18 protein-coding genes are annotated in these 20419 nt (G+C 72.1%); 11 read left to right on the plus strand and 7 right to left on the minus strand.

All coding sequences use genetic code 11. The features are described 5' to 3' along the window. Positions 1-200: 200 nt before the first annotated feature. The 10 genes from ACIO3R_RS18585 (at position 201) to ACIO3R_RS18630 (ending at position 12230) form a co-directional block, all read left to right on the plus strand. On the plus strand, positions 201-1658 hold the full coding sequence (locus tag ACIO3R_RS18585) for an NCS2 family permease (protein ID WP_385035253.1): 1458 nt from the start codon (positions 201-203) through the stop codon (positions 1656-1658). Positions 1659-1694: 36 nt separating this feature from the next. Further along, positions 1695-2846: an XdhC family protein gene (locus ACIO3R_RS18590; protein ID WP_402106813.1), complete on the plus strand. Its 1152-nt coding sequence runs from the start codon at positions 1695-1697 to the stop codon at positions 2844-2846. A gap of 107 nt (positions 2847-2953) precedes the next feature. Next, a complete protein-coding gene (locus ACIO3R_RS18595; RefSeq protein ID WP_402106816.1) occupies positions 2954-6709 on the plus strand; it encodes a S8 family serine peptidase in 3756 nt (1251 codons plus the stop codon). A gap of 242 nt (positions 6710-6951) precedes the next feature. Further along, positions 6952-7254 (plus strand): urease subunit gamma, encoded by a 303-nt coding sequence (locus ACIO3R_RS18600; protein ID WP_363020911.1) that lies wholly within the window; start codon positions 6952-6954, stop codon positions 7252-7254. Then, a complete protein-coding gene (locus ACIO3R_RS18605) occupies positions 7251-7589 on the plus strand; it encodes an urease subunit beta (protein WP_385041356.1) in 339 nt (112 codons plus the stop codon). The genes ACIO3R_RS18600 and ACIO3R_RS18605 overlap by 4 nt, the downstream gene beginning before the upstream one ends. A 1-nt stretch (position 7590) precedes the next feature. Further along, entirely contained in the window at positions 7591-9294 is a 1704-nt protein-coding gene (locus ACIO3R_RS18610) for an urease subunit alpha (protein WP_385041360.1), read from the plus strand. After that, a complete protein-coding gene (locus ACIO3R_RS18615) occupies positions 9294-9959 on the plus strand; it encodes an urease accessory UreF family protein (RefSeq protein ID WP_363020908.1) in 666 nt (221 codons plus the stop codon). Before ACIO3R_RS18610 ends, ACIO3R_RS18615 begins: the two co-directional genes overlap by 1 nt. A 49-nt stretch (positions 9960-10008) precedes the next feature. Beyond that, the gene (gene ureG, locus ACIO3R_RS18620; protein WP_385041373.1) at positions 10009-10683 is read left to right on the plus strand and encodes an urease accessory protein UreG; all 675 of its coding nucleotides are present in this window, start codon (positions 10009-10011) and stop codon (positions 10681-10683) included. After that, on the plus strand, positions 10680-11396 hold the full coding sequence (locus ACIO3R_RS18625) for an urease accessory protein UreD (protein WP_385041364.1): 717 nt from the start codon (positions 10680-10682) through the stop codon (positions 11394-11396). Before ureG ends, ACIO3R_RS18625 begins: the two co-directional genes overlap by 4 nt. A gap of 90 nt (positions 11397-11486) precedes the next feature. Then, positions 11487-12230, plus strand: a complete 744-nt coding sequence (locus ACIO3R_RS18630) for an SDR family NAD(P)-dependent oxidoreductase (RefSeq protein WP_385041367.1) — start codon at positions 11487-11489, stop codon at positions 12228-12230. On the opposite strand, the gene ACIO3R_RS18635 is transcribed toward ACIO3R_RS18630, so the two are convergent. Next, positions 12217-13482 (minus strand): MFS transporter, encoded by a 1266-nt coding sequence (locus ACIO3R_RS18635; protein WP_402106820.1) that lies wholly within the window; start codon positions 13480-13482, stop codon positions 12217-12219. The two genes, ACIO3R_RS18630 and ACIO3R_RS18635, sit on opposite strands and share 14 nt — an antisense overlap. A 132-nt stretch (positions 13483-13614) precedes the next feature. After that, positions 13615-14694: a hypothetical protein gene (locus ACIO3R_RS18640; RefSeq protein WP_402106823.1), complete on the minus strand. Its 1080-nt coding sequence runs from the start codon at positions 14692-14694 to the stop codon at positions 13615-13617. Between the two features lie 125 nt (positions 14695-14819). Here ACIO3R_RS18640 and ACIO3R_RS18645 point away from each other — a divergent pair, with 125 nt between their 5' ends. Beyond that, a complete protein-coding gene (locus ACIO3R_RS18645) occupies positions 14820-14987 on the plus strand; it encodes a type I-E CRISPR-associated protein Cas6/Cse3/CasE (protein WP_402106824.1) in 168 nt (55 codons plus the stop codon). A 9-nt stretch (positions 14988-14996) separates the two neighbouring features. Here the strand turns inward: ACIO3R_RS18645 and ACIO3R_RS18650 are convergent, their stop codons facing one another. Genes ACIO3R_RS18650 through ACIO3R_RS18670 form a run of 5 tightly spaced genes read right to left on the minus strand, consistent with a single transcriptional unit; the run spans position 14997 to position 20381 of the window. Continuing rightward, positions 14997-16157 carry a zinc-binding dehydrogenase gene (locus ACIO3R_RS18650; RefSeq protein ID WP_402106826.1) on the minus strand — a complete coding sequence of 387 codons (1161 nt, stop codon included), beginning with the start codon at positions 16155-16157 and terminating at the stop codon, positions 14997-14999. Then, positions 16154-16456, minus strand: coding sequence for an antibiotic biosynthesis monooxygenase family protein (locus ACIO3R_RS18655; protein ID WP_363020902.1), 303 nt, complete (start codon positions 16454-16456; stop codon positions 16154-16156). The genes ACIO3R_RS18650 and ACIO3R_RS18655 overlap by 4 nt, the downstream gene beginning before the upstream one ends. A 4-nt stretch (positions 16457-16460) precedes the next feature. Further along, positions 16461-17120, minus strand: a complete 660-nt coding sequence (locus ACIO3R_RS18660) for a glycerol-3-phosphate responsive antiterminator (protein ID WP_385036388.1) — start codon at positions 17118-17120, stop codon at positions 16461-16463. A gap of 37 nt (positions 17121-17157) precedes the next feature. Next, a complete protein-coding gene (locus tag ACIO3R_RS18665) occupies positions 17158-18711 on the minus strand; it encodes an FAD-binding oxidoreductase (protein WP_385036387.1) in 1554 nt (517 codons plus the stop codon). Then, complete coding sequence (locus ACIO3R_RS18670) at positions 18708-20381, minus strand: FAD-dependent oxidoreductase (protein ID WP_385036386.1); 1674 nt, start codon at positions 20379-20381, stop codon at positions 18708-18710. Before ACIO3R_RS18670 ends, ACIO3R_RS18665 begins: the two co-directional genes overlap by 4 nt. Positions 20382-20419: the final 38 nt, after the last annotated feature.

Below are 20419 nucleotides of genomic sequence, written 5' to 3' on the forward strand. Positions count from 1 at the left end.
AACCACAGAAGAACCGGACACAGAAGCACCGGAACACAGAAGAACCGGAACCACAGAAGAAGCAGTACCCGTACATCCACTCTGCATGAACAGTTCGCCTCGGGCCGTCCCCCGGGTCGTGCCGCCCGCGCAGTCATCCCAAATCCCGCATCTCGATTCTCCATCGCGGGTGCCCCTGTGAACCTTGGGAGTCAGGCATCATGACCCAGCAGTCAGTGGAGCCCACGACCACCGCGGAGGAAGCGGGCCCCGGCTCGCGCGTCCCCGCCGGCAGATCGTGGCTCGACCGGTACTTTCACATATCCGAGCGCGGATCGACCGTCGCACGCGAAGTGCGCGGCGGTGTCACGACCTTCATGGCCATGGCCTACATCCTGCTGCTCAATCCACTCATCCTCGGCGGCAAGGATGTGGACGGCAACCTCCTCAGCCAGCCGGGCCTGATCACCGCCACCGCGTTCGCGGCGGCGGCGACCACCCTGCTGATGGGGTTCGTCGGCAAGGTTCCCCTCGCGCTCGCCGCGGGGCTCAGCGTCTCCGGCGTCCTGTCCTCGCAGGTCGCCCCCGAAATGACCTGGCCGCAGGCCATGGGCATGTGCGTGATGTACGGCCTGGTGATCTGCCTCCTGGTGGTCACCGGTCTCCGTGAGCTGATCATGAACGCGATCCCGCTCGCGCTGAAGCACGGCATCACCATGGGCATCGGGCTGTTCATCGCGCTCATCGGCCTCTACAAGGCCGGATTCGTGGGCAAGGGCACCGGAACCCCGGTGACCCTCGGCCCGGCCGGTGAACTCGCCGGCTGGCCCGTCCTCATCTTCGCGGTGACGCTGCTGCTCATCTTCATGCTCCAGGCCCGCAACATCCCCGGCGCGATCCTGATCGGCATCGTCGTCGGCACCGTGGTCGCCATCGTGATCAACAAGCTCGCCGATGTCGACCCGAAGACCTGGAGCAGCGGCCCGCCCGAGCTCAAGGGTTCCGCGGTCTCCTCGCCGGACTTCTCGCTCTTCGGGGACGTCCAGTTCGGCGGCTGGGGCGACGTCGGCGCGATGACCGTCGGCTTCATCGTCTTCACCCTCGTGCTGGCCGGCTTCTTCGACGCGATGGCCACCATCATCGGTGTCGGTACGGAGGCCAAGCTCGCCGACGACAAGGGGCGGATGCCCGGCCTGTCCAAGGCACTGTTCATCGACGGCGCCGGCGGTGCGATCGGCGGCGTCGCCGGCGGCTCCGGGCAGACGGTCTTCGTGGAGTCGGCGACCGGGGTCGGTGAGGGAGCCCGTACCGGACTCGCCTCCGTCGTCACCGGCCTCTTCTTCGCGGCCTGTCTCTTCTTCACCCCGCTCACGGCGATCGTGCCGGCCGAGGTGGCGTCCGCCGCCCTGGTCGTCATCGGCGCCATGATGATGCAGAACGCCCGCCACGTGGACTGGAGCGACCGTGCCGTCGCCATCCCGGTCTTCCTCACCGTGGTCCTGATGCCGTTCACGTACACCATCACCACCGGTGTGGCGGCGGGTGTCATCTCCTGGGTCGCGATCAAGGTCGCCCAGGGCCGGGCCCGCGAGGTCGGGGCCTTCATGTGGGGGCTGACGGTGATCTTCGTCGTCTACTTCGCGCTCCACCCGCTGGAGAGCTGGCTGGGCGTCAGCTGACGCCCTCCCCTCCACACATCCGTCAAGGAGACCGAGATGCTGGACATCGCCGAGGAGCTCGACCGATGGGTCGGGCAGGGACGCGAATTCGCGGTGGCCACGGTGGTGGCCGTCGGGGGAAGCGCCCCCCGGCAGCCGGGCGCCGCACTGGCCGTCGACCGCGACGGCACGGTGATCGGATCGGTCTCCGGCGGGTGTGTGGAGGGCGCGGTGTACGCCCTGTGCCAACAGGCCCTCGATGACGGAATCACCGTACGGGAGCGGTTCGGCTACAGCGACGAGGACGCCTTCGCGGTCGGTCTGACCTGCGGCGGCGTCATCGACATCCTGGTGACACCGGTCCGGGCGGACGACCCCGCCCGCACGGTGTACGCCGCCGCGCTCGCCGTCGCCGCCCGGGGGGAGGCGGCGGCGGTCGCCCGGATCACCGACGGGCCCGCCGAACTCCTCGGCCGGCCCCTGCTGGTCCGGCCGGACGGCGGTCACGAGGGCGGGCTCGGGGGACACCCGGAGCTCGACCGCACCGCCGCCGCCGAGGCCCGCGCGATGCTGGACGCGGGCCGCACCGGCACCCTCACCATCGGCGCGGAGGGCTCGCTCTGCGGGCAGCCCCTCACCCTGCTCGTCGAGTCCAGCGTCCCGCCGCCCCGGATGATCGTGTTCGGGGCCATCGACTTCGCCGCCGCGCTGGTGCGGGCCGGGAAGTTCCTCGGCTACCACGTCACGGTGTGCGACGCCCGCCCGGTCTTCGCCACGAAGGCCAGGTTCCCTGACGCGGACGAACTGGTCGTCGACTGGCCGCACCGCTATCTGGCCGGGACCAGTGTCGACGCCCGCACCGTTCTGTGCGTGCTCACCCATGACGCCAAGTTCGATGTCCCGCTGCTGGAGACCGCGTTGAGGCTGCCGGTCGCGTACGTCGGCGCGATGGGCTCGCGCCGCACACATCTCCAGCGCAACGACCGGCTGCGCGAGGCCGGGGTCTCCGAACGCGAACTGGCCCGGCTCCGCTCGCCGATCGGCCTCGACCTGGGCGCCCGTACGCCCGAGGAGACGGCCCTGTCGATAGCCGCCGAGATCGTCGCGGACCGGCGCGGCGGCAGCGGTGCTCCGCTGACCGGCGCGCACACCCCGATCCACCACAGCGCCGCCGTGCCGCCCGCCGGGCGCATGATCTCCGTGGCCTGAACAGGCCCCTCGCCCGGACCCGCGCCGATCGGCGGGTTGCCGCCACGGCGCATTCACGCCAGGGGTGAACCTCACCGCAGCCGCTGATTTACCGGTAGATCAGCTGCATGACATTCACCGCCTCCACTGTCTCCGGCCGGGCGAGACCCGCTCGCGCGGGGCGCAGGGCCCTCCTCATAGCGACCTCGGTCGCCCTGGTGAGCGGCGCACTGCTCCCCGCCGCGGGCTCCGCCTCCGCGGCCACCGGTCAACTCCCGCCCACCGGCCCCCAGGCCGCCCCCGTCAAGCAGTACGACATCACCCTGCTCACCGGTGACGTCGTCCACTACGCCGACGGGGCCGGAAAGCAGGACACCGTCACCGTGGACCGCCCCGACGGCGCGGCCGGCGGAGTGCACGTCCAGCAGGCGGGTGCCGACATCTACGTCCTGCCCGACGAGGCGGCGGGCCTGATCGCCGCCGGCAAGCTGGACCGCCGGCTCTTCAACGTCACCGCGCTCGCGAAGATGGGGTACGACGACAAGAAGTCCGGCGGCATCCCGCTGATCGCCACCTACCCGCCGAGCAAGGCCCGTTCGCTGCCCGCCGCACCCCGGGGCAGCAAGACGGTCCGCAGGCTGGAGAGCATCCACGGCGCGGCGCTGAAGGCGGCGAAGGCCACCACCCGCGCCTTCTGGGACGACATCGCCGCCACGCCCAAGGCCCGATCGCTGGACAACGGCATCGCGAAGCTCTGGCTCGACGGCCGGGCCGAGGCCGCGCTGAAGGACTCCGTCCCGCAGGTCAACGCCCCGCAGGCCTGGGCCGCCGGCTACGACGGCAAGGGCTCCAAGGTCGCCGTCCTGGACACCGGTATCGACGCCGACCACCCGGACGTCAAGGACCGCGTCCTGGAGTCCAAGAGCTTCGTGCCCGGTGAGGAGGTCGACGACAGGAACGGCCACGGTACGCACGTCGCCTCCACGATCGCGGGTTCCGGCGCCGCGTCCGACGGCGTCAACAAGGGCGTCGCGCCCGCCGCGGACCTGATCATCGGCAAGGTGCTGAGCAACGAGGGCTCCGGAGCGGACTCCGGCATCATCGAGGCGATGGAGTGGGCCAAGGCGGAGGGCGCCGACGTCGTCTCCATGAGCCTGGGCTCCAGCATCCCGGACGACGGTTCCGACCCGATGTCGCAGGCCGTCGACTCCCTCTCGGCCGACGGCGGTCCGCTCTTCGTGATCGCGGCGGGCAACTCCTACGGCGCGGGCACCATCGGCTCGCCCGGCTCGGCGGACAAGGCGCTCACCATCGCCGCCGTCGACAAGCAGGACAACCGCGCGGACTTCTCCTCCATGGGCCCGCTGACCCGCAGCTACGGTCTGAAGCCCGACCTCTCCGCGCCGGGCGTCGACATCAACGCCGCCGCCTCCCAGTCGGTCCCCGGCATCGAGGGCATGTACCAGTCGCTGTCCGGTACGTCGATGGCGACGCCGCATGTCGCGGGCGCGGCCGCCATCGTGAAGCAGCGTCACCCCGACTGGTCCGGTCAGCGCATCAAGGACGCGCTGATGACCTCGTCGAAGGAGCTGCCGGACTACACGCCGTACGAGCAGGGCACCGGCCGGCTCGACGTGAAGGCGGCGATCGACACCACGATCGAGGCCACCGGCTCCGTCGCGGTCGCGTCCTACAACTGGCCGCACTCCGACTCCGAACCGGTCTCCGAGCGCACCATCACCTACCGCAACACCGGGAAGGCGGACGTCACGCTGGACCTGGCGACCGACACGGACGCCGACGCCTACACGCTGTCGGCGAAGCAGCTCACCGTGCCCGCCGGTTCGACCGCCGAGGCCGTGCTCTCGCTCGACCCGTCGAAGGTCGAGAACAACACCACCTTCTCCGGACAGGTGATCGCGAAGGACGCCACGGGCGCCACCGTCGCGCACACCGGCTTCGCGCTCAACAAGGAGCAGGAGCTCTACGACCTGAAGATCGAGCTGCGCGACCGCGCGGGCAAGCCTATGGACGGGCAGGTCGTCTTCGCCGCCCTCGGTGACGAGAACATCGGCGTCGTCGGGGTGGCGGGTGACACCACGCTCCGACTGCCGCCGGGCAACTACACCGCCTGGACCGCCGCCGACATCAAGGGCGACACCGCCGACTCGCAGGCCCTCGCCTTCCTGGCGGCCCCCGAGATCATTCTCGACAAGTCGAGGACGGTCTCCCTCGACGCCTCGAAGGCCCACAAGATCGCCGTGAAGACGCCGAAGGAGAGCGAGACCCGCCAGCTGCGCTACGACATGGCGCGCACCGCACCGGACGGCACCGTCCAGCGCGACGCGTACCAGATCCCGCTGACGTACGACCAGCTGTGGGCGAGCCCGACCAAGAAGGTCACCAAGGGCAGCTTCTCCTTCCTGACCCGCTGGCGGCAGGGCGAGAAGCTGATCGACCTGACGGCCGACGGCCGTGATGTGCCGGTGGCCGTGCAGGGCGGATCGCCCGTCGCGGAGGACAGCGACAAGAAGCTCAGCAGTGTCTTCGCGGGCGACGGCGCCGCCGCCGACTACCGGGGGATCGACGCCAGGGGCAAGGCCGTCGTGATCCGCAGCAGCACCACGGTGGCCCCTGCCGACCGGCTCGCGGCCGCGGAAGCAGCCGGGGCCAAGGCGCTCTTCGTCGTCAACCAGGGCGACGGCGTGCTGATGGAGGCGTACACCGGCTACGGCACCACGGCGGCCATCCCGGTCGCCTCGGTGCAGCGCCTGGCCGGTGACCGACTGATCAAGGCCGCCCAGCGCGGCAAGAAGGTGACCGTCGAACAGCGCAGGTTCGCGCGCTACGTCTACGACCTGGTCGACCGCCACGACGGCACCGTCCCGGACCGCTCGCTGGCCTTCGCCCCGACCACCCGTCAGCTGGCCAAGGTGGAGAACACCTTCTACGGCAACCGCGACGTCGTCGGCGGCGGTTTCCGCTACGACATCCCGGACTACGGCCCCGGCGTCGGCTTCCAGGAGTACGAGAAGTTCCCCGGCACCCGCACGGAGTGGGTCACCCCGCTGCCCGGCGACTCGTTCTGGTACGAGGACCACGCGGTCTTCAACGACGAGGGCACGGACACCGCGCTGGAGGAGCGCAGCGGCACCATGGACTACCGGAGCGGCCGCAGCTACCGGGACTCGTGGTTCGCACCGGTCAGCCACCCGAGGCTCGGCACCGGCTACTGGGGCCCCTTCCGCTCCTCGTACAACGACATCCAGTTCAACATCACGCCGTGGACGGACTCCGGCGCCGGCCACTCCGGCTCCATGCCCGACAAGGAGTACGACAGCGGCACCATCGCCTTCTTCCAGGGCGACAAGCAGCTCACCAAGTCGGCCGGCCGTGCGGGCTACGCCTGGGACCTCTCGCCCGAGAAGCTTCCGTACCGGCTGGCGCTCGACGCCTCGCGCGACGAGGGGGTCTGGAAGACCTCGGTCCGCACGCACACCGAGTGGAACTTCCTCTCGGGCGCGCTCGACCCGTCCGGACCGAGCCAGGCCGACATCCCGCTGCTCCAGCTGGACTACGACATCGCGACCGACCTGGCCGGTGAGGTGAAGGCCGGGAAGACGACCGAGATCGGTCTCTCGTCCACCACGCAGGAGTGGCTGGACGGCGCCGTCAAGGCGACGAAGGCCTCGCTGTCGGTCAGCTACGACGACGGCGAGACCTGGAGCGCGGTGCAGCTGAAGAAGGACTCGGCCGGTTCCTGGACCGCCCGGTTCAAGACCCCGAAGAAGGGCGCCACCGCGGTTTCGCTCAAGGCGCACGCCGAGGCCGGCAGCGGTTTCAGCGTGGACCAGGAGATCATCCGGGCCTTCGGCCTGAAGTGACCTGCTGAGCTCCTCTCTTGAGGCGGCCGCGCACCCTCGGCGGGGGGGGCGCGGCCGCCTCTCGCATGGTCAGACGATGACCAAAATTTGTCTGCTTTGCCCGTATATAGTGGGTCATGATGCAAGAAAGGGACTTTTTGCGGTGTGGCGCAAGTTGCCACGGCCCCGCCCGGAGGCTTATAAGAGGAAGGTGGCCAAGGCGATTCCGGGAATTCCGGGAACTGCCGCCATGGAGGTTTCCCATGTTTCTCACTCCGTCCGACACGGAGAAATTGCTGCTGAGTGTTGCCGGAATGGTCGCCCGTGACCGGCGTGAGCGGGGCGTACTCCTCAACTACCCGGAGGCCGTTGCCCTGCTCGCCTGCTGGGCGATGGAACGAGCCCGGGAAGGGGCCGGGGTCGCCGACCTCATGACCCTGGGGCGGTCCGTGCTCACCCGCGCTGACGTGCTCGAAGGTGTTCCGGAGATGCTGCACGACGTCCAGGTCGAGGCGACCTTCCCCGACGGGCGCAAGCTCGTCACGATCACCTCGCCGATCCCGTGATCCCCGGCGAGATCCGTACCGGGGCCGGCGTGGTCCACGTAAATTCCGACCGCCGTAAATTGCGGCTCACCGTGGTGAACGACGGCGACCGCCCCATTCAGGTCGGATCGCATTTCCATTTCTTCGACGTGAATCCCGCGCTTTCCTTCGACCGGTCGCAGGCCGAGGGATTCCGGCTCGATATCCCGTCCGGCACCTCGCTGCGCTTCGAGCCCGGCGTCGGCGCGGAGACCACCCTCGTCGAGCTCGGCGGACGCGGAACGGTGCCCGGCATCGTCGTCCGCACCGCGCCCTGGTCCAGGGGCGCGCAAGACACCGCAACGGAGGGCGTGTGACATGGCACAGCTGACCCGCGCCGCCTACGCGGCGTTCTACGGCCCCACCACCGGCGACCGCATCCGGCTCGCCGACACCGACCTCTGGATCGAGGTCGAGGAGGACCGCTGCTTCGGCGGCGACGAGGCGGTCTTCGGCGGCGGCAAGTCCATCCGCGAATCGATGGGCCAGGCCACCACGTCACGCGCCGACGGCGCCCTCGACCTCGTCATCACCAACGTCGTGGTCCTGGACCACTGGGGCATCGTCAAGACCGACATCGGCATCCGGGCCGGCCGGATCGTCGCCCTCGGCCGCTCCGGCAACCCCGACATCGGCGACGGCATCCACCCCGAGCTGGTGATCGGCCCCGGCACCGACGTGGTCTCCGGCGAGGGGCGCATCCTGACCGCCGGAGCCGTCGACACCCACGTCCACTTCCTGATGCCGGAGACCCTCCACGAGGCTCTCGCCACCGGCACCACGACCGTCATCGGCGGCGGCACCGGAGCCACCGAGGGGTCCAAGGCCACCACGGTCACCCCCGGCGCCTGGAACCTCGCGATGATGCACCGCTCCCTGGACCGCGTCCCGCTCAACATCATGCTGTTCGGCAAGGGATCCACCGTCGGCGAGGAGGCCCTGCGCGAGGCCGCGCTCGGCGGCGCGGGCGGCTACAAGGTCCATGAGGACTGGGGCGCCACCCCCGCGGCCATCGACGCCGCCCTCAAGGCCGCCGACGCCTACGGCCTCCAGGTCGCCCTGCACGGAGACAGCCTCAACGAGGCCGGCTACGTCGAGGGGACACTCGACGCCATCGCGGGGCGCGGCATCCACGTCTTCCACGCCGAGGGCGCCGGCGGCGGCCACGCGCCCGACATCATCACGGTCGCCTCGCACCCCAACATCCTCCCGGCGTCCACCAACCCGACGCTCCCGCACACCGTCAACACCGTCGACGAACACCTCGACATGCTGATGGTCTGCCACCACCTCAACCCGCGCGTCCCCGAGGACCTCGCCTTCGCCGAGTCCCGCATCCGCGCCTCCACCATCGCGGCGGAGGACATCCTGCACGACATAGGCGCCCTCTCCATCACCTCCTCCGACGCCCAGGCCATGGGCCGCATCGGTGAGGTCATCTGCCGCACCTGGCAGGTCGCCCACGTGATGAAGCAGCGCTTCGGCGACCGGGGCAGCGAGCTGCCCGCCGACAACGAACGGGCCCGCCGCTACGTCGCCAAGTACACGATCTGCCCGGCCGTCGCCCACGGCATCGACCACGTCATCGGCTCCGTCGAACCCGGCAAGCTCGCCGACCTGGTGCTCTGGGACCCCGCGTTCTTCGGCATCCGCCCCGCCGCCGTGATCAAGGGCGGCATGGTGGTCTACGCCCCCCTCGGCGACGCCAACGCGGCGATCCCCACCACCCAGCCGGTCCTGCTGCGCCCCACCGCCGCCGCCGGGGCCGCCCCGCACCTCTCGGTCAGCTTCGTCGCCCCGGCCGCCCTGGCCGACGGCCTCGCCGAACGCCTCGGACTCGAACGCGAACTCGTCGCCGTACGCCCCACCCGCCACCTCACCAAGGCGGACCTGCCGAACAACACCGCGCTCCCGGACATCGAGGTGGACCCGGAGACCTTCGCCATCCATATCGACGGGGAGCTGGTCGAACCGTCACCCGCCACCGAACTGCCGCTGGCCCAGCGGTACTCCATGTTCTGATGGGCGCACTGGCACCCCTCCTGCTCGGCGACGGACGGCTCCCCGTCGGCGCGTACACCTACAGCGCCGGGCTCGAACCGGCCGTCGTCGCGGGCCTCACCCGGGACCGGATCCCCGCCCTGCTGAAGGCCCGGCTGCACACCACCGCCCTCACGGAGGCGGCCGCGGCCGTCCTCGCGCTGCGCGCCGCGGGGCGCGACCCGGTCGACTACGGACCCGTACAGCAGGCCCTCGCGGCACGGACCCCGGCCGCACCCCAGCGCGAGACGTCGGCGGCGCTCGGCCGGGGCGTGCACCGGCTGGCCCGGCGCCTCGCCCCGGACCACCCGGCCGTCACCGCGCTGGCCGCCATGCGCCCCCGGCCCCTGCGGCCCGTCGCGTTCGGCGCGCTGGGAGCCGTACTGAACGTCTCCGAGGAGGAGCTGGCGCACGCCGTCGTCTACGACGAGTTGCAGACCGTCGCGTCCGCCGCGCTGAAACTCCTGCCCGGCGACCCGCTCGACTCGGTCGCCTGGATCCTCGCCGCCGAACCCGACGCGGCGGCGGCGGTGGCCTCCGCCCTCGCCGTACGGACCCCGGACGGGCTGCCCGCCCGTACCGCCGCGCTCACCGAACAGTGGGCGCTCGAACACGCACGACGCGAACGGAGACTCTTCCTTGCCTGACAACGACACCACCCCCGAGCAGCAGCCCAACCCCCACTTCCACGAGCCGCTGAACCAGCCCCGGGCCCTGCGCCTGGGCGTCGCGGGACCGGTCGGCACCGGAAAGAGCTCGATCCTGGCCACCCTGTGCCGTGAGCTCGCCGGCGAGCTGTCCATGGCGGTGGTCACCAACGACATCTACACCGACGAGGACGCCCGCTTCCTGCGCTCGGCGGGCGTGCTGCCCACCGAACGCATCCGCGCGGTCGAGACCGGCGCCTGCCCGCACACCGCGATCCGCGACGACGTCAGCGCCAACCTCGACGCCGTCGAGGACCTGGAGGAGGCGTACGGCCCGCTGGACCTGGTGCTCATCGAGAGCGGCGGCGACAACCTCACCGCCACCTTCAGCCCGGCCCTCGCCGACGCACAGCTCTTCTGCATCGACGTGGCGGGCGGCGGCGACGTCGCCCGCAAGGGCGGCCCCGGCATCACCGGCGCCGACCTCCTGATCGTCAACAAGACCGATCTGGCCCCCTACGTGGAGGTCGACGTGCCCGCGATGGTCGCGGACGCGGAGGAGGCCCGCGGCGGACTCCCCGTCCTCGCCCTCTCCAAGCAGGACCCGGACTCCATCGCCGCGCTCGCGGACTGGGTACGGTCCCTGCTGGTGCGCCACCGCTCGGGCACCCACATCCCCACCGACCCCGGCCCGATGGCGCCGCACAGCCACACCCACCCGTGACCGATCCGACCGTCGTCGCCGCGGAGCGCGACGGCTCGGGCCGCCATCTCGTCCGCGAACTGCGCCCCGGCGCCTTTCTCGCCCCCCGCCCGCTGCTGCCGTGCCCCGGCCGGACCCGGGTCGCCCTGGTCGGCACCCGGGCCGGACTGCTCGCCGGTGACGAGCTGAACCTGAGGATCTCGGTCGGTCCGGGCGCACATCTGGAACTGGTCGAGCCGGCCGGACTCGTCGCCTACGACCACCGGGGCGGCTCGGCCCGCTGGCGGGCCCGCGTCGATATCGCCGAGGGCGGCGAACTCACCTGGCACGGCCTGCCGTTCGTGGTGTCCACCGGGGCGGACGTCGAACGCGTCATGGACGCCCGGCTCGGGTCCGGGGGCCGGATGCTGTGGCGCGACACCCTGGTCCTCGGCCGCTCCGGGGAGCGCGGCGGACGGGTCCGTGCCATGACCCGGGTGACGTACGAGGGCCGGGACCTCCTGGTCGAGGACCTCGACCTCACCGATCCGGACCTGCGCGAGCTGCCCGGCATCCTGGGCCCGAACCGCGTCATCGGCTCGGTCGCCGCATTCGGCGCGGCGCCGCCGGGACCACCGCACCCCTACCGCATGGACCTGGCCGGGCCGGGGGCGCAGGTACGGCTGCTGGACACGGTGGCACCGGCCGTGGACGCCGAGCTGACCGCGGTCTGGGAGTCCTGGCTCACCCGTTGATATGCACTATACATACGAGATGTATGGTGCATATATAGGGTACGGGGCGGGGGCGCCGTGCCGGGCACAGCGAGTGGGAGGAACAGCGCAATGACACTGGAGAACAAGGTCGCCGTCGTCACCGGAGGAGCCTCGGGCATCGGCGAGGCCGTCACCCGGGTCTTCGTCGAGCGGGGCGCGCGGGTCGTGGTCGTCGACCTCCAGCAGGAGGCCGGGGACGCCCTCGTCGCCGACCTCGGGGACGCGGTGGTGTTCATCCGCGGCGACGTCTCCGACCGCGCGGTCGCCGACCTGGCGGTGGCCACGGCCGTCGAGCGCTTCGGCGCCCTGGACACCCTGGTGAACAACGCCAGCGCCTCACGGGTGCGCCCCTTCACCGAACAGACCGAGGACGACTGGAAGCTCGCCCTGGACACCGGCCTCTTCGCCACCCGCAACTTCATGCTCGCCGCGTACCCCGAGCTCCGCAGGAGCCAGGGCGCGGTGATCAACTTCGCCTCGGGCGCGGGCATCGACGGCCAGCCGAACCAGGCGTCGTACGCCGCGGGCAAGGAGGCCATCCGCGGACTGAGCCGGGTCGTCGCCAACGAGTGGGCCGCCGACCAGATCCGGGTCAACGTCGTCGCGCCGATGGCGAGGACCGCGGGCGTCGCCGCCTGGGCCGAGGCCAACCCCGAGCAGTACGCCCTCTCCGCCGCCAAGGTCCCGCTCGGCCGCTTCGGCGACCCGCGCACGGACGTCGCCCCCGTCATCGCGTTCCTGGCGAGCGACGACGCCCGTTACATCACCGGTCAGACCCTGATGGCCGACGGCGGCGCGATCAAGCTCCGCTGACCCGGCCCTCCGCCTCCGCCCCCGCTCCCGTGCGCCGGGAGCGGGGGCGCGCCAACGCCGCCGCGCACAGCAGCGCGGGCGCTGCCGCCAGGGCGAAGCACAGGGCGAGCGGCAGCCGCCCGACGAGCAGCCCGACCGCCGCGGTGCCGCCCGAGGCCCCGGCGTTGAACGCGGTGTTGACCCAGGCGCCCGCCTGGGTCCGCCGGGCGGCGTCCACGGACTCGTCCGCGATCAGATACGCGGTCGTGAGGACCGGGGCGACGAACAGCCCGGCGACCGCGACGACGGCGACCAGCACGTACAGCCGCGGCGAGAGCCCGGCCGCCACCAGAGCCGCACCCATCCCCGCTGCCGCGGCCACCAGCCGCACCCGGCTCGACAGCTTCCACCGGACCGCCCCGTACGCCAGACCGCCGACGGCGCTCCCGGCGGAGAGGGCGGCCAGCACCCAGGACACCGCGGCCGCCTGGCCGCGCTGCTCGGTGAACGCCACGACCAGCAGTTCGAGAGCCCCGAGGCAGAGCCCCACGGCGGCCGTCACCAGCACGGTATGACGCAGCGCGGGGATGCCGTGCAGCCGAAGCCGGGGAGCGTCGGGGGAGCCGGCGGCGGGCGGTCCGGGGCTCGCGTGCTCACGGGGCACCGCCGGTGACGACACCAGCGCCAGCGCCCCCACGAACACCAGCAGGGCGCCGGCCAGCACACCGGCCGCGGGCCGGCCGGCCCGCACGATCAGGCCCACCAGCAACGGGCCGGACACGTAGAGCAGTTCCTCGGCGACACCGTCCAGGCTGTACGCGCGCTGCAACAGCTCCCGGTCCGGGACGAGCGCGCTCCACAGGGTCCGCATGACCGGACCCAGCGGCGGAGTGCAGACACCCGCCGCCACGGCGAGCGCCCCCAGGGCGAGGGGTGGGGCGCCCGGCCGCCAGGTGGCCAGGGCGAGTGCCCCGAGCACCGCCGCGTACAGCCCCGCCATCGGCGGCAGGACGCGGCGCGGCCCGTACCGGTCGATCAGCGCGGCACGGGCGGGGGAGAGGAAGACACTGGCGGCCCCGAACAGGGCCATGGCGCCGCCCGCGACGGAGTACGAACCGGTGGCGTCCTTGATCGCCAGCAGCAGGGCGAGCGGGACCACCCCGTACGAGAGCCGCCCGAGCAGCGCGGCGCCGAAGGTGCGTACGGCATGGGGGGTGCGCAGGACAGTGGCGTACGAAGGCGCGCGCGAGGGCGCGGAAGAAGAGGTGAGCACGGTGACATTCCTCGTGAGGGCGGCGCGGGGACAGGGCGCCGCGGGCGTGCGGGGACACCGGAGTGCCGCACCCGGGGTGACGGGTGCGGTCAGTGCGGGGTCCTACGCACGAGGAGGAGTCATACGGGCAAATTAGCAGAGCGGGCGGCGCTCCGGCAGAGGGCCGCCGGACTTCCCGCCGGTGTCCGGGCCGGCCGCCATGATGTCTTCGGCGGCCGCCCACAGCCGGGGCAGGAACCGGGTGACCTCCTCCCGGCGGGCCAGGATGTCCGTGGTGCCGGTGATCCCGGTCAGCTCGGCGACGGCCGCCTCGAACGCGGGCAGCCGTGCGGCGTGCAGCGCGGGGGCGTCCACGGTCAGCACCGCGTGGCAGCGGGCGAGCGTCGCGACGATCCAGAAGACCGCCTCGCGGTGGTCGCCCCGGCCCAGAAGCTCCAGACTGCCGTCGACGGCGATGGGACGCGCCTGTGCGGTGAGGTCGCTGCTGAAGAAGAACGGTGTGCGCGCGACCGGGACCGTGGCGTCGAACGTCCGGGTCAGCTCGGCCACATGGTGCCGCACCCGCCGCTCGGAGACGTCCGCGCAGCCGAGGAGCCCCAGCAGTTCCGGGTAGAGCTCCGGCCGCCCGTACGCGGTCAGGACGTCGCGCGCGGCCGGATAGCGCAGCCGGACCGTGGGGTTGCGCAGGGCGGCGACCAGCAGGACATGCGTGGTGACCCCGGTGGGGAACATCCAGGCCGGCACCTGCTCGTGGAAGGGCGCGGAGGCGTCGAACGCGGCGAGGCGGCTCTCGACCCGGTGCCGGGCGTCCAGACACCGGCGGCGCACCCAGCTCCGCTCGGCGAAGCGGGGCGAGACCTCCGCGTGCAGGGCGCGCAGCCGGCCGGTGGGATCGTCGATGACCGTGTCCGTGCGGAAGCTGCCCGCCAAGTGGTAGGAGGACAGTACCGAAGCGGGGTCGCGCAGCTCGGCCCACGGGACGTACGTGATCTCCAACAGGGCGTCTTCGTAAAGGAGTTTGCCGGGCTTGGCGGGTGGGTCGTCCTCCTCCGTGACGACCACGACGTCGACGTCGGACGAGGGCGCCAACTCGGCGTCGTCCGCCCGGCCCACGGTCGACCCGCTGAAGTACGCCCCGCCGTAGCCGGGGGCGGGGCGGGCGTGTGCGGCCACCCAGCGGACCGCGGCGGCGCGTGCCGCTCCGACTCTCACGTGCGCGACTCCTCGGGGGCGGGGGCGGGTGCCGTATCCTCCCCCGACTCCTACGGGGTGTGCCCACCGTGCGTCAAGTGGTGCCTCCGGGGCCGGTCCGCGTGCCGCCGAGTCCGGCGGCGGCCTTGAGGACGAGCCGGCCGGACTCCGGGAGTGCGGCCGGCTCGTGCCTCGCCCGCGCGGAGATCAAGGGCACGCTCACCCTGACCGATCCCAGGACCTTCGTCACCGCACTCACCCAGGGAGTCGGCCACGCGCGGGCGTACAGCTGCGGTCTGATGCTCGTACGGTGAATACCGCTCTCAGCCGTTCGGACGGCCGGCGGCGACCGCCAGCAGCCCCGAGGTGTCCAGCACCTGACGGATCGCCCGGCCCGACGCCAGCTCCTCCATCGCGTGGTTGACCTCGTCCAGCGGGAGGGTCCCGGTGTGCATCTCCTCCACCGGCATCAGCCCGGCCCGCCACAGGCCCAGGAAGCGCGGGATGTCGCGGCGGGGGACCGCGTCACCCATGTACGAGCCCAGCAGGGACTTGCCCTCGCCCGCGAAGGCCAGGGCCGGGACCTCAAGCACCCGGTCGGGGGCGGGCAGGCCCACCGAGACGACCTTGCCGCCCCGGGCCACGGCGGCGAGGCACTCGGCCATCACCTTCGGGCTGCCCACGGCCTCCACCGCGACCTCCGCGCCGCCGGACGTCAGATCGCGGATCGCTTCGAGCGCCTCGCCCGGCGCGTACGTGTGGGTCGCGCCCAGGCGCAGCGCCAGTGCGCGCTTCTCCGCCACCGGGTCCACGGCGACGATCGGGTACGCGCCGGCCGCCCGCGCACCCAGCACCGCCGACAGGCCCACCCCGCCCAGCCCGTAGACCACCGCCGACTGGCCGGGGCGCAGGGCCGCCGTGTTGATGACCGCGCCGGCGCCCGTCAGGACCGCGCAGCCGAACATCGAGGCCACGGTGAACGGGATGTCCCGGTCGATCGGCACCACGGACTCCTGGGCCACCACCGCGTGACTGGAGAACGCGGAGACGCCCAGCTGGTGGTGGACCGTGGCGCCGGAGGCGTCCGTCAGCAGGGACGGGCCGTGCAGCAGGGCGCCCGAGCCGTTCGCGGCGGCGGCCTGCGCGCACAGGGCCGGGCGGCCCGCCGCGCAGTCGGCGCAGAACCCGCAGCTCGGCACGAAGACCAGGGCGACATGGTCGCCGGGCGCGATCCGGTGGACGCCGGGGCCGGTCTCCTCGACCACTCCCACCGCCTCGTGCCCGAGGGCCATCGGGAGCGGCCGGACCCGGTCGCCGTTGACGACAGACAGGTCCGAGTGGCACAGGGACGCGGCGGCGACCCGGACCAGCACCTCGCCCTCGCGCGGGGCGCCGAGGTCCAGTTCCTCCACCTCGGCCGGCCGGGTGTCCGCGTAGGGCCTGGCCGTCGATATCCCGCGCAGGACCACGGCCCGGGTCTTCACGCGCCCACCTCGTCACGGGGCGCGCAGCGCAGCACGTCGCGGCTCTCCAGCAGCGGGACGACCTTGCCGAGCACGATCTCCCGGAAGTGCGGGGTCGCGCAGTGCGCGGTGAAGTCGGCCTCGGTCGCGTACTCCTCGTAGAGCACGATCGCCCGCGGGTCCTCGGTGCCCTGGTGGACCCGGTAGCCGAGGTTTCCGGGCTCCCGGCGGGAGGCGGCGGCCATGGTGTCGAGGAGCGGGAGGACGGTGTCCTGCTCGCCGGGCCTGGTGCGGTACCTGGCCACTACTACGTACGTCACGGGGTTACTCCTGAGGTGGTGCGGGCCTCTTGAGGGCGGCGGGCGGGACCGGCGGCAGCTGGTCGCGGCGCAGGTGCCAGAGGCGGGGGTCGGACGTGGCGGCCGCGGCGGACCCGAGGGCCAGGGCGAGCGCCACGTCGGCGGCGGATTCCACGAAGCCCGCGGCCACCGACGGGGACATCGCGCGCTGGGCCTGCGCGGTCATCCGGGCGACGATCGGGGCGGGCATGATCTCGACCAGGTCCGGCGCCCCGCGCGAGATCGCGTCGGTGGAGCGGCGAAGATTGGACCGGTCGGTGACGAAGACCTTCATCATCGTCAGCAGGCCCAGCGGGCGGCCCTTCTCTATGAGTGAGAGCCGGGTGCTGACCACGCCGTGCGCGCCCATGTTCTTGATGAACTCCAGCGCGCCCCGGTCCTGTGCCAGACCGGGGCTGCTGTCGACGTTCACGAACACGGTCTTCCCCGCCCGGCCCAGCGCCGGTACGACCTGGGGCAGCTGCCCCACCGCGAACGAGGCGAGGATGCACACCTTGGCCGGCGCGGTGAGGAACTGCCGCAGCGGCTGGGTGCCGACGACCGACGCGACGACCGGCACCTCGGCGAACGCCGCGGTGAGCCGGGGGTCGAGCGGGGCGCCGGACCGGGACGGGGAGGGGGTCATGGCAGGGCCTGACTGGGAAGGGTTCGCGACTGCTGGGTCAGTTCAGCGGAGACGTACCGAATCGGCTGGGAAGGCCCAGTTTGCCAGGGTTGAGAATGCCGGCCGGGTCCAGGGCCGCCTTCACCGCGACGAACGTCGCGAAGCCCGCGCCCAGGGATTCCTCCAGGTAGGGGCCGCGCAGCAGTCCGCAGCCGTGGTGGTGGCTGAGGGCCGCCGCATGGCGGATGAGGACGGCGTTGGCGGCGTCCCACACCGAGCGGTACCAGTCGCGCCGCGACTCGGGAGCCACGTCACCGCGGAGCGAGAAGTAGACGCAGGCGCCGTCGGTGTAGGCGTGCGACTGGTGCGCGGAGGCGGCCAGGGTGCCGGGCACCGACTGGATCGCGGCGACCACCTCGTCGTAGATCACCGGGAGGTCGGTCCAGGAAGCGGCCATCTCCAGCGTGTCGGCGACGAAGCCCGGACCCGGCGTGAAGCCGTCCGCGGACTTGCCGACGATCATCCGCTCGTCCAGCCAGCGCTCGAAGACCGCCTTGGAGTCCAGCTCGGGCCCGTACGCGGAGCAGACCTCGGCCGCCACCTTGATCGAGGCGTCCACGATCGCCGGGTCGCCCTCGTCGGCGATCAGCAGGAGGTTGGTCTCCGGGTGGCCGAAGTGCGTACCCGACTCCAGGGTGTCGTACAGCCGCAGCACGGCCGGGGTCGCACCGCGCTGCATGATCTCGCGGCAGGCGTCCAGGCCCTCCGCGAAGGTCTTGAAGCCGAACGCGACGGCGTTCGCGAACGTAGGCAGCGGGTGGACGCGCAGCCGGGCCGAGACGATGACCCCGAGGGTGCCCTCGGAACCGATGAACAGCTGGCGCAGGTCGGGGCCGACCGCCGCGCGGGCGTAGTCGCCGTACGTGGCGCGGGTGCCGTCCGCGTGGATCACGTCCACACCGACGACCATGTCCTCGATCTTGCCGTAGCGTGTGGAGAGCTGACCGGCGCCGCGGCAGGCGATCCAGCCGCCGACCGTGGAGACGGCGAAGGCGGAGGGCCAGTGGCCGGTCGTGACGCCGTACTCCTCCTGGAGCTGCTTCTCGAAGAGGTCGCCGAACATGCCGGCCTCGACGTCCACGACGTTCGACCCGGCGTCGAAGCCGGTGATCCGGTTCAGCCCGCACACGTCCAGGACGACACCGCCGAAGACCGGCAGCGCCGCGCCCGTGACGTTCGAGCGGCCCGCGGACGGGGTGACCGGGATGCCCGCCTCGTGGCAGATCCGCAGCACGGCCGCGATCTGGTCCGCGTCGGCGGCCTCGACGACCACGGCGTCCGGCGTCGCGGGACGGCCCTCGGTCTCGCCGATCATCGAACCGGCCCACCAGTCACGGGTCCGGGTGACGACCTCGTCGCGCTCCACGTGCACGGCGTGCGCGGCCTCGCGCAGCGCCTCGATCACGGTCTCGGGAACCTGCACCGGGTCGACCTGGAGCGCGGCCTCGCCGTCCCCGACGGGGGTGTTCTGCGCCCACTTGGCGAAGCTGGGGGCGCCGATCGTGTAGTTGCCCCGGTTGAACGGGTGGGTGATGGTCTGACGGCTGATCATGCTGCTGCCCCTTCGAGGAGTACGGACTTTTCGTGACGGACGGCCGCGAGGTACTCGGAGACCGAGCGGTCCACCTCGGCCTCCGTGAGGTTCAGTTCCCGGCCGAGGATCGCGCCGACCTCGCCCGCCGCCTCGGCGGAGGCGTCCCGGGCGAAGAGCCGGGCGCGTGTCCGGCGGGAGAGGACGTCGTCGACCGAGCGGGCCAGCTCGGCACGGGCCGCGTACACGACCTCGGCCCTGGTGTACGGGAGTCCCTCGACGACCGGCCGGGCCAGCGTCGGGTCCTCCTGGATCAGGTCGCCGACGAAGCGGGCCTCGGTGCCGAAGCGCTCGCCCAGGTGGGCGGCGATACCGCCGGAGGCGGCCACGGCCTCGGCGTCGTACCCGGCGCCGCCGAGCAGCGGGAGGTCGCTGGTACGGCTCCTGCCCTTGCGGCCCAGGACCGTCATCACCTTGTCGATGACGAGCTCGCCCATGTGCCGGCTGGTGGTGAGCTTGCCGCCGGTCACGGTCACCATGCCGGTGCGGCCGATGCTGATGTGGTGGTCGCGGCGCATGTCGAGCGTCGCGCCCTCCTTGCCGCCGACCAGTGGGCGGAGCCCGCCAATGGAACCGGTCACGTCGTCCGGGGTGAGCTTCCCCTCGAAGGCGGTGTTGGCGCCCTCCAGCAGGAAGTCCATCTCCTGACGGGTGCAGTGCACGTCGTCGGGGGAGCCCTGGTAGTCCTCGTCCGTGGTGCCCAGCACGACGCTGTTGCCCCAGCGGGTGCAGGTCGCGCGGCGGGCGCGGCCCGGGATCGGCACGGTGACCGTGCAGTTGATCCGGACCTTGTCCCACGGCACCACGATGTGGACGCCCTTGGCAGGCCGTACCTGCGGCTTGTGGCCGTCGACGGCCTTCGCGTCCAGCTCGTCGGTCCACACCCCGGTGGCGTTGACGACGGCGTCCGCCCGGATGTCGACGCTGTCGCCGTCCACCTCGACCCTGGCCCCGGCGACCTTGCCGGACCGCATCAGCAGCCCCTCGGCCTTGGCACCGTTGAGGACCGTGGCCCCCAGCGCCGCCGCGGTCCGCACGATGGTGAGGACGAGGCGGGCGTCGTCGGTGCGGGCGTCGAAGTACATCAGCCCGCCCTGGAGGTTCTCCGAGCGCAGCGTCGGCGCCTGCGCGAGGACCTCCGGCACGGTGAGCCGCTGGTGGAGCTTGCCGATCCGCCAGCCGCCGACCAGGTCGTACGTCCACAGCAGTCCCTCGAAGCCCTTGGCGAGGCGGGCGTCGAAGATGCCCTCCTTCTCCAGGATCGGGAAGAGGAACGGCAGCCGGTGCACCAGGTGCGGGGCGTTCTTGCGGAAGCGGTGCCGCTCCAGCAGCGAGTGGCGTACGAGGTTGACGTTGCCCTGCTCGATGTAGCGCAGGCCGCCGTGGACCATCTTCGAGGACTTCGACGACGTGCCGGAGGCGAAGTCGTCCTTCTCGACCAGCGCCGCGCGCAGCCCGCGCGAGGCCGCGTCGAGCACGGCGTACGCGCCGGTGATACCGCCGCCGATGACGAGCACGTCGTACGTGTCGTCGGCCAGCCGGCGCTTGGCCGCCGCGCGGTCCAGCAGCAGGGGCGTCCGGCGGGTGGCCGCGGCACTGCGCCGGGGCTTCCGGGCGGGCATGGTGATCACAACATCAACTCCTGGTGTTTCGGTGCGGCGGCCGCGTG

Origin of the sequence: Streptomyces sp. NPDC087428 (assembly GCF_044744085.1) — a bacterium.
GTDB lineage: Bacteria > Actinomycetota > Actinomycetes > Streptomycetales > Streptomycetaceae > Streptomyces.